Origin of the sequence: Pseudomonas sp., assembly GCF_049301935.1 — a bacterium.
In the GTDB taxonomy this organism is placed as follows: Bacteria; Pseudomonadota; Gammaproteobacteria; order Pseudomonadales; family Pseudomonadaceae; genus Aquipseudomonas.
Genome location: NZ_JBAQLP010000004.1, coordinates 20,776 through 28,783 on the forward strand (window position 1 = coordinate 20,776; position 8,008 = coordinate 28,783).

Here is an 8,008-nt window from a genome sequence, read left to right on the forward strand (position 1 = left end):
GGGCATGAAAACAATCCTGCTGAACTGCGACATGGGTGAAAGCTTCGGCGTGTGGCGCATGGGCGATGACGTGCATGCCATGCCGCTGATCGATCAGGCCAACCTGGCCTGCGGCTTTCATGCCTCCGATCCCTTGACCATGCAGCGCACCGTCGCCCTGGCGGTGCAGCATGGGGTGAGCATTGGTGCGCACCCGGCCTATCCGGATTTGCTCGGCTTCGGTCGTCGGCATATCGCCTGCTCGCCCGAAGAAGTGACCGCGCTGGTGCTGTATCAGCTCGGCGCGCTGGATGCCTTCTGCCACGCGGCCGGCACCCGGTTGGCCTACGTCAAACCGCATGGCGCGCTGTACAACGATCTGGTGCGTGACGATGCGCTGTTCAACGCGGTGCTGGAGGCCTGCGCCAGTTACCGCAAGGGCTTGCCGCTGATGGTGCTGGCGCTGGCCGATAACAGCCGTGAGCTGCAGCTGGCCGATGTCGCCGATGTGCCGCTGATGTTCGAGGCCTTTGCCGATCGTGCCTACCTGGCCGATGGGCAACTGGCACCACGGCGCTTGAGCGGCGCGGTGCACCATCAGCCGGAACTCATCCTCAAGCAGGCCCTGGCGATAGCCCAAGGCGAGCCGTTTGCCGATATCGACGGCAAGCTGCTGCAGCTGCGTGCCGACAGCCTCTGCGTGCATGGCGACAACGCCGACTCTCTGGCCGTGCTGCGGCGTTTACGGGCCAGCCTGGACGCCCTATGATCCGCCTCGAACCGGCCGGTGCCGAAGCGCTGCTGCTGGTGCTGGCCGAGCAGCCAGATGCGCAGCTGCCGCAGCGGATCGCCCTGCTGACCGAGCGCATCCGTGGTGAGCTGGGCGAGGTGCTAACCGATCTGGTGCCGGGTTGGACCAGCCTGCTGTTGCACTACGACCTGCTGCACACCGATCACCTTGAGCTGGCTGAGCGGCTCAAGCCGCTGCTGGAGCGCTGGCTGGCCGAACCCTGTGTCGCGCAGGCCGGGCGGCTGCATGAAATCCCCATTTGGTATCACGGTGAAGACCTCGCCGAGGTCGCCCAGCTGTGTCAGCTGAGCAGCGCTCAGGTGATCGAACTGCATGCCGCGAGCGAGTACCGTGTCGGCGCGATTGGCTTTGCCCCAGGCTTTGCCTACCTCGGCGAGCTGGACGCGCGCCTGGCCTTGCCGCGCCGCGCCACTCCGCGTATTGCCGTACCGGCCGGTAGCCTGGCGATTGCCGAGCGGCAGACGGCGATTTACCCGCACTGCTCGCCCGGCGGCTGGCACCTGATCGGCCGTTGCCCCTGGTTATTGTTCGATGCCGCGCAAACGCCGCCATGCCCGCTGGCGCTGGGCGATAGAGTGCGTTTTCGCAGTGTCGATGAGCGCGATTTTATCCACGAAGGCGGTCAGTTATGAGTGGCCTGCGGGTACTCAAGCCGGGACCGCAAAGCCTGCTGCAGGATGGCGGACGGCGGGGCTGGCAACACCTCGGCGTGTCGCCCGCCGGGCCGCTCGACTGGCATGGCGCGGCCTGGGCCAATCATCTGCTGAACAATCCCTGGGGCACGCCGCTGCTGGAAATCGCCCTGGGCGGTGTCGAGTTGCTGGCCGAGGTCGACACCTGGGTGGCGGTCTGTGGCGCCCAGGTGCCGCTGAGCCTGGATGATCAGCCGCAGCCATTGTGGACACGCTTGCCGCTGCGCCAAGGCCAGCTGTTGCGCCTGGGCTTTGCTCGCAGCGGTCAGCGCGCCTATCTGGCCGTGGCCGGCGGTTTTATTGCGGCTCCGCTGCTGGGCAGCGTCAGTGTGCAGCTGCGTGAAGGCCTGGGGCAGGCGCTGCAGGTGGGGGATCTGCTGGCTTGTCGATCAGCGCATTTCACCCGCAGCGCTAGCGTGCCCTGGCCCTATGTGCCGGATTACCGCTGCAAGCCCCTGCTGCGGGTGATTACTGGCGGCGATGCGGCGAGTTTCGAGGAAGACCAGTTGCAGGGTTTTTTCGCCCAGACCTGGCAGCTCAGCCCGCACTCCGACCGCATGGGTGCGCGGCTGCTCGGCGAGGCCCTGCAACCGCCTGTGCGGCAATGGTCAGTGGGGGTTGGCCGGGGGGCGATTCAGGTGCCGCCAGATGGTCAGCCGATCATCCTGCAGGCCGACCACCAGAGCATGGGCGGTTACCCGCTGCTCGGCTGGCTGCACCCGCTCGATCAGGGCCGCCTGGCGCAATGCCCGGCGCACCATCCGCTGCGCTTCACGCCGGTCAGCATCGGCGACGCGCAGGCTGAGCTGCGCGAGTTTTACCGCTTCTTTCGTCGTTAAAGCGTTTTGGCCATACGGCTGGCCAGCAACGCCCAGGCAAATAGCCCCAGGCAGATGATCAGCATCGGCCAGCCGCGCCAGTACAGGTAAGGCGTGAGCCCCTGCATCGGTTGCACCTGGCCGTAGAGCACCGCCTGTTCGAACTGCGGCAACTGCTCGGTGATCTGGCCTTGCGGGTCGATCAGCGCGGTGACGCCGTTGTTGGTTGCGCGGATCATCCAGCGGCCGGCTTCCAGGGCGCGCATCTGCGCCATCTGCAGGTGCTGCAGCGGGCCGATGGAGCGGCCAAACCAGGTGTCGTTGCTGATGGTCAGCAGCAGGTCGCTCTGCGCCGCCAGGCCGGCGGAAAACTCCGGGTAGACCACTTCGTAGCAGATAAACGCGGCAATCGCATGGCCCTTGGCCTGCAACAGGCTCTGCTCGGCGGAGCCACGGGCAAAGTCCGACATCGGCAGGTCGAAGAAGGCGATCAGCCCGCGCAGCACCTCCTGCAGCGGCACGTATTCACCGAAGGGCACCAGCTTCTGCTTGAGGTAATCGCCGCTGCCCTGGCCAACTACGCTGATGCCGTTGTAGTAGCGCTGCTCGCCGCGCTCGTTGCTTTGGCGAATCGGCACGCCGGTAATCAGCGCGGCATTTCGCTCATTGGCGAAGCGATTGAGCATGCCCAGGTAGCCCTGGGCACGGTCCTTGAGCACCGGGATGGCGGTTTCCGGCCAGATGATCAGGTCGGTCGGCTTAGCGCTGAAGGTCATGTCGCGGTACAGCGCGAGCTGCGCGTTAAGCTGCTCGGGGTCCCACTTCAGGTTCTGTTCGATATTGCCCTGCATGGCCGACACGCTCAGCGGTGCGCCCAGCGGCTGGGTCCAGGCGTGGCCCTTGAGCGCGAGGCCGGCGATCCACGGGGCGATTAACAGCACCACGCCGATGGCGAGAAACGCCTTGCGCGTGCGCAGTTGCGCCAGATTCACCAGCAGCGCGGCGCTCAGCGCCAACGCAAAAGACAGCAGCCACACGCCACCCAGCGGGGCCAGCCCGGCCAGTGGGCCATTCAGCTGGCTGTAACCGGCATACAGCCAGGGGAAACCGGTGAGCAGCCAGCTGCGCAAGGCTTCCTGCGCCAGCCACAGGGCGGCGAAGGCCAGGGCGTCGGCCAGCGGCGCTTCGACCCGGCGCAGCCAGCGCGTCCAGACCCAGGCGCTGAGGGCGAACAGTAGACCGAGGCCACCGACAAACAGTAGGGTCAGAAAGACCGCCAGGGGCGGCGAGGCCGCGCCGTAATCGTGGATGCTCACGTACACCCAGCTGGTGCCGGCGGCGAACAGGCCAAAGCCATAACTCCAGCCACGCAACAGCGCCTGGCGCGGCGTGAGGTCACGCAGGCCGAGGTAGAACAGGGCGATGGAGAGGATGGCCAGCGGCCACAGGTCATAAGGCGCCAGCGCCAGGGGCGTGATAGCGCCAGCGAGCAGGGCGATCAGGTTACCGGGCCAGCCAGGTCGAGTTATCCAGTGCATTGCATGCAAGTCCTTGGATTGAGGTGGCGCAAGGGTAAAGCGGGAGGGCAGACGGGGGAAGTGTTGCGAACCGGCCACCGTTTCAGGTGGCCAGCGGATGTCAGTTACTTACCGGGCTTAGGCGCAGCAGATGGATGCGGCGGCTGTCGGCGTTGAGGACGCGGAAGCGGAATTCGCCGATCTGGGTGACTTCGTTGCGCTTGGGCAGGTGGCCGAAGGCGCTCATCACCAGGCCGCCGACGGTGTCGAACTCGTCATCGGAGAATTCGGTGTCGAAGGCTTCGTTGAAGCTTTCAATGGGCGTCAGCGCCTTGACCAGGAAATCGCCGGAGGGCAGCGGTTTGACGTAGCTGTCTTCTTCCACATCGTGTTCGTCTTCGATATCACCAACGATCTGCTCCAGCACGTCCTCGATGGTCACCAGGCCGGCAACGCCGCCGTACTCATCGATCACCACGGCCATGTGGTTGTGGTTGGCGCGAAACTCGCGCAGCAGCACGTTAAGGCGCTTGGACTCGGGCACGAAGGTGGCCGGGCGTAGCAGGTCCTTGATGTTGAAGTTGGGCTGTTCGCCCGAGAGGATCAACGGCAGCAGGTCCTTGGCCAGGAGGATGCCGACCACATCGTCGAGGCTCTCGCCCACCACGGGATAGCGCGAGTGCGCGGCTTCGATGATCGAGGGCAGGAATTCCTTGGGCGTCTGGTTGGCCTTGATGCTCATCATCTGCGAGCGCGGCACCATAATGTCGCGAACCTGCAGGTCGGCGACCTGAATTGCACCTTCAACGATGGCCAGTGCTTCGCTGTCGAGCAGCTTGTTCTGATGCGCTTCGCGCAGCACTTCCAGCAATTCCTTGCGGTTTTTCGGCTCATGAGCAAAAGCCTGGGTCAGTCTGTTAAACCAGGACTTCTGCTCGTTGCTCGATCGGTCTTCGCTCATGGTGGTTACTCAGGAACCTTTTATAATTTCAGTTGGTTGTAGAGGGGCATTTATTCGTGGTCGGCGTAGGGGTCGGGATGCCCCAGTTCGGCGAGCAATTCTCGTTCCAGCGCTTCCATCTCTTCGGCTTCTTCATCCTCGATATGGTCGTAGCCGAGCAAATGCAGGCAGCCGTGGATCACTAGGTGCGCCCAATGCGCTTCGCTGGTTTTCGCTTGTTCGACGGCTTCGCGCTCAACCACCGGCACGCAGATCACCAGGTCGCCGAGCAGCGGGATATCCAGCAGCTCGTCGGGCACGTCGGCGGGGAAGGACAGTACGTTGGTGGCGTAATCCTTATGCCGCCAGGTGTGATTGAGCTCGCGGCCTTCGGCTTCATCCACTAGGCGGATGGTCAGCTCGGAGTCGGCTGTGCGCTGGCGCAGGGCGATTGCACACCAGGCGCGAAACTGCGCTTCGCTCGGCAGGCTGGCAGCGTCGCTGGCGATCTGCAGGTCAAGCTCAAGCATTGCGCTCATCCTGCTCGTCATCCAGCTTGCCGTGCATGCGGTTGTCGTAGCGCTCGTAGGCTTCGACGATGCGCTGCACCAGTGGATGGCGCACCACGTCCTTGGGCTTGAAGTGGGTAAAGCTGATGCCCGGTACGTCACGCAACACGTCGATCACGTGGGTCAGGCCGCTCTTGGTACCGCGCGGCAGGTCGACCTGGGTGATGTCACCGGTAATCACCGCGGTGGAGCCGAAGCCGATACGGGTGAGGAACATCTTCATCTGTTCCAGGGTGGTGTTCTGGCTTTCGTCGAGGATGATAAAGCTGTTGTTCAGGGTGCGGCCGCGCATATAGGCCAGCGGCGCGACTTCGATCACCTGTTTCTCGATCAGCTTGGCCACCTGCTCGAAACCGAGCATCTCGTACAGTGCGTCGTACAGCGGGCGCAGGTAGGGGTCGATCTTCTGTGACAAATCGCCAGGCAGGAAGCCGAGCTTCTCGCCGGCTTCGACCGCCGGACGCACCAGCAGGATGCGGCGAATCTGCTCGCGCTCCAGGGCATCCACCGCGCAGGCCACCGCCAGGTAGGTCTTGCCGGTACCGGCCGGGCCGATGCCGAAGTTGATGTCGTGGTCGAGAATGGCTTTGACGTAGCGCTGCTGATTGGCCCCGCGCGGACGAATCATGCCCTTGCGGGTGCGTAGGGCGACGCTGACTTCGACGCTCGGGTTGCTCATTTCCTCGATCCCGGATTCCTGCAGAAACAGGTGCACCAGATCGGGCGACAGTTCGGTGTTTTCGGCTTCGCGGTACAGCCGGCGCAGCAGCTGTTCGGCGGCGCGGGTCTGGCCAGCGGTGCCGACCAGTTCGAACTGGTTGCCGCGGTTACGCAATTCGATGGCCAGGCGCTGTTCGATCAGGCGCAGGTGCTCATCAAATTGGCCGCACAGGTTAGCGAAGCGGCGAGCCTCAAAGGGTTCAAGGATAAAACGGAGTGGTTCTATGGATGCGTTCAAGGTCGTGTGATGACTGCCAGTCGGCTGGGGTAGTGAAACGAAGAATAGCGCTAGCGGCCGCGCGGGGGAAGCTCGGGCCGCTGCGGCTTTAGTCGGTTAACAGGGTGCCGCGCAATGAGTTGGGCATGGCTTCGTCGATATACACATCGACAAACTGGCCGATCAGGCGCGGGTTGTCGCTACGGAAGTTGACCACGCGATTGCTCTCGGTGCGGCCCTGGAGCATGCCCGGGTCCTTCTTCGAGTAATCGTTGACCAGGATGCGTTGCACGGTGCCGGCCATGCGTCGGCTGTTTTCGAAGCCTTGCTGGGTGATGCGGTGCTGCAGCAGGGCCAGGCGCTGCTTTTTCAGCTCCAGCGGGGTGTCGTCGGGCAGGTCGGCCGCCGGGGTGCCGGGGCGCGCGCTGTAGACGAAGGAATAGCAGAAGTCGAAACCGACATCCTCGACCAGCTTCATGGTCTGTTCGAAGTCCTTCTCGGTTTCACCGGGGAAGCCGACGATAAAGTCCGAGCTGATCAGGATGTCCGGCACGGCGGCGCGCAGCTTGCGGATGCGCGACTTGTATTCCAGCGCGGTGTGGTTGCGCTTCATCGCCGCGAGAATCCGGTCGGAGCCCGATTGCACCGGCAGGTGCAGGTATTTCACCAGCTCGGGTATCTCGGCGTGGGCCTGGATCAGCGCGTCGGAGAATTCCAGTGGGTGGCTGGTGGTGTAGCGGATGCGGTCGATGCCGTCGATGGCCGCCACGGCATACAGCAGCTCGGCGAAGTCGGCGATCTGTCCGTTTTGGGTCGCGCCACGGTAGCCGTTGACGTTCTGCCCGAGCAGGGTGATTTCGCGCACGCCGTGTTCGGCCAGGTGGATGATTTCACCCAGCACATCGGCCATCGGCCTGCTGACTTCTTCGCCACGGGTGTAGGGCACCACGCAGAAGGTGCAGTATTTGCTGCAACCTTCCATCACCGATACGTAGGCGCTGGGGCCGTCGACGCGTGGTTCGGGCAGGCGGTCGAATTTCTCGATCTCGGGGAAGCTGATGTCGACCTGGGCGATCTTGGTGCTGCGCGCGGCGTCGATCATTTCCGGCAGGCGGTGCAGGGTCTGCGGGCCGAAGACCACGTCGACATAGGGCGCGCGGTCGCGGATCGCGGCGCCTTCCTGGCTGGCCACACAACCGCCGACGGCGATCACCATGTCCGGGTTGGCCAGTTTCAATTCGCGCCAGCGGCCCAGCTGGGAGTACACACGGTCCTGGGCCCGCTCGCGGATCGAGCAGGTATTAAGCAGGATCACGTCGGCATCTTCGGCGCGGGCGGTGACTTCCAGGGCCTGGTGTTCGCCCAGCAGATCGACCATGCGCGAGCTGTCGTACTCGTTCATCTGGCAACCGTGGGTTTCGATGTAAAGCTTCTTGGCCATGGGAATCGTCAACTGGTGGTAAAGAACCGCGCATTATAGGGGGCATGCCCATTGGTTCCTAGCGTTGTGCATCGGGTGCCATGCTATAGTTCGCGCCCTCTTTTATATCCCCGATGTGTTGTTCGCCCACCATGACCAAACGTGAAGCTCCAATCTACAAGGTGATTTTCCTCAACCAGGGCCAGGTGTTCGAAATGTACGCCAAGCAGATCTATCAAAGTGATCTGTGGGGCTTTCTGGAAGTGGAAGAGTTCGTCTTTGGCGAGCGCACGCACGTGGTCGTCGATCCGAGCGAAGAAAAGCT

At 63.5% G+C, this 8,008-nt stretch carries 9 protein-coding genes; 4 read left to right on the forward strand and 5 right to left on the reverse strand.

The window, feature by feature from the left end; genetic code table 11:
- Positions 1–4 precede the first annotated feature (4 nt).
- Genes WA145_RS00400 through WA145_RS00410 form a run of 3 tightly spaced genes read left to right on the forward strand, consistent with a single transcriptional unit; the run spans position 5 to position 2,321 of the window.
- On the forward strand, positions 5–748 hold the full coding sequence (locus WA145_RS00400) for a 5-oxoprolinase subunit PxpA (protein ID WP_422579666.1): 744 nt from the start codon (positions 5–7) through the stop codon (positions 746–748).
- A complete protein-coding gene (gene pxpB, locus WA145_RS00405) occupies positions 745–1,422 on the forward strand; it encodes a 5-oxoprolinase subunit PxpB (protein WP_422579667.1) in 678 nt (225 codons plus the stop codon). The genes WA145_RS00400 and pxpB overlap by 4 nt, the downstream gene beginning before the upstream one ends.
- Positions 1,419–2,321, forward strand: coding sequence for a biotin-dependent carboxyltransferase family protein (locus WA145_RS00410; protein ID WP_422579668.1), 903 nt, complete (start codon positions 1,419–1,421; stop codon positions 2,319–2,321). The genes pxpB and WA145_RS00410 overlap by 4 nt, the downstream gene beginning before the upstream one ends.
- Here the strand turns inward: WA145_RS00410 and lnt are convergent.
- The 5 genes from lnt to miaB all read right to left on the reverse strand — a co-directional run bounded on the left by lnt (position 2,318) and on the right by miaB (position 7,704).
- Positions 2,318–3,838, reverse strand: a complete 1,521-nt coding sequence (gene lnt, locus WA145_RS00415) for an apolipoprotein N-acyltransferase (protein ID WP_422579669.1) — start codon at positions 3,836–3,838, stop codon at positions 2,318–2,320. The two genes, WA145_RS00410 and lnt, sit on opposite strands and share 4 nt — an antisense overlap.
- A gap of 100 nt (positions 3,839–3,938) precedes the next feature.
- Positions 3,939–4,778, reverse strand: coding sequence for an HlyC/CorC family transporter (locus tag WA145_RS00420; protein ID WP_090249233.1), 840 nt, complete (start codon positions 4,776–4,778; stop codon positions 3,939–3,941).
- Positions 4,779–4,828: 50 nt separating this feature from the next.
- Positions 4,829–5,287, reverse strand: a complete 459-nt coding sequence (gene ybeY / locus WA145_RS00425; RefSeq protein WP_422579670.1) for an rRNA maturation RNase YbeY — start codon at positions 5,285–5,287, stop codon at positions 4,829–4,831.
- Positions 5,280–6,284 (reverse strand): PhoH family protein, encoded by a 1,005-nt coding sequence (locus tag WA145_RS00430; protein ID WP_422579671.1) that lies wholly within the window; start codon positions 6,282–6,284, stop codon positions 5,280–5,282. Before WA145_RS00430 ends, ybeY begins: the two co-directional genes overlap by 8 nt.
- Positions 6,285–6,372: 88 nt before the next feature.
- Positions 6,373–7,704, reverse strand: a complete 1,332-nt coding sequence (gene miaB, locus WA145_RS00435; RefSeq protein ID WP_422579672.1) for a tRNA (N6-isopentenyl adenosine(37)-C2)-methylthiotransferase MiaB — start codon at positions 7,702–7,704, stop codon at positions 6,373–6,375.
- Positions 7,705–7,835: 131 nt separating this feature from the next.
- Between miaB and WA145_RS00440 the strand changes: the two genes are divergently transcribed.
- The coding region (locus tag WA145_RS00440; RefSeq protein ID WP_422579673.1) for a DUF1820 family protein at positions 7,836–8,008 on the forward strand (173 nt) is incomplete at its 3' end.